General features: G+C 59.0%; 1 protein-coding gene. It reads right to left on the reverse strand.

The features are described from left to right. Positions 1–126: 126 nt before the first annotated feature. The gene (locus tag QJT78_RS51365) at positions 127–915 is read right to left on the reverse strand and encodes a hypothetical protein (RefSeq protein ID WP_231166594.1); all 789 of its coding nucleotides are present in this window, start codon (positions 913–915) and stop codon (positions 127–129) included. Positions 916–1,305 lie beyond the last annotated feature (390 nt).

Below are 1,305 nucleotides of genomic sequence, written 5' to 3' on the forward strand. Positions count from 1 at the left end.
GACTTCCTCGTTAACCACGAGGTCATCCCTAAGCCGGTTGAGTTGTCGGCCGAAGCGCTGCAAGGCTCCGAAAGCCTTGCTCACGATCCCGCGAAATCGTTGCTCACGATCCCCTGAAATCCGCGCTCACGATCCCGCGAAACGCGCATGAAACTGACGAGAACCGCTTTGCTGGGCGATTTCCCGCCTGTTGCGTTGCGTAGCTTCGGCATTCACAACGAATTCGCCATTGGAAAGCATTGCGGGAATGCTGTCCGAGACGCTTGTCCCAGCGCCGGAGACGAAGCCGCCGGTGCTAAAGCTAGGTATCGACATAGAGCTGATCGCGGCGACCTTGGCCATACCGGCAGCGAGCACGCCCGCAGCCAACGCATCATTGAATGGCGGCACGGCCGATGCCAACGCCTTCGTGAAGGCGGTGTAAGTGTTGATCCTTGCCTCGACAATGCCGAACGCTTTAGCCGCCGTCGCCATAGCCATGCTGTGCTTGCCGAATTCCTGCGAGAGTTGTGCAAATTCGCCCGCCATGGAGGCGCCGGCGGTGTTCCACGTCGATTGGGCGTTCTCCGCTAGCCTTTGTTGCGCATCCAGGAATTGCTGCGCACTGATCGTATTGGCGTTGAATTGCGCTTGGATCTTAGGCTCCTGTAGGTAACTCTCAGAGGGAGTCAAGTTCGCTTGGATCGTCTGGAGCCCGGCCAGCGTCATGGCGTATTCCGAAGTCTTCTGCTTCAGCAGGTCGAGCTGCACCTGCTGCGCGGCGGTGATCGCGGTGTTGTTCGCCCGCGCGATCGACTCCGTTTGCAATTGCAGCTTCATCGCCTCCATTGCGCCGGGAAGCAGTCCATAGGTTGCCACCTCGGCCTTCATTCCCTCCGGCGACTTGCTTTGCGATGCAATGAACTGATCGACCACGTTTTTTCCGCCCATCACCGAAAAGTTGAAATCCTTCTGAGTCTTCGACGCCTTGTCCGTCGATGCAGCCGCGGCTTCCTGGGGACCGCGCTCACCGCAGTATCGACCGCGATGAAGGCGCTCGTCACCAGTGGGGTGATTGTTTCACGGCCGCCTTCGAGAAGGTGAAGGGCGGCATCGCTGGGATTGAGGAGACGGCAAGGCGCCGTGTTCAAAGTCGCTCGCCAAATACATCTCAACCGTCTCCGGTTGCGAGCCCTTCCACAAATTGTCGACGATTCTTGCGTCATTGATGCCGCTCGAGCCCGCACCGAGCCCGGCAGTGGATGTGCCCGAAGCGCTGAAAGCCAGCTCGCTCGAGCTGTGGTATCAGCAGAAACTTCATCTCCG

Source organism: Bradyrhizobium sp. Mp27, from assembly GCF_029953005.1.
GTDB lineage: Bacteria > Pseudomonadota > Alphaproteobacteria > Rhizobiales > Xanthobacteraceae > Bradyrhizobium > Bradyrhizobium barranii.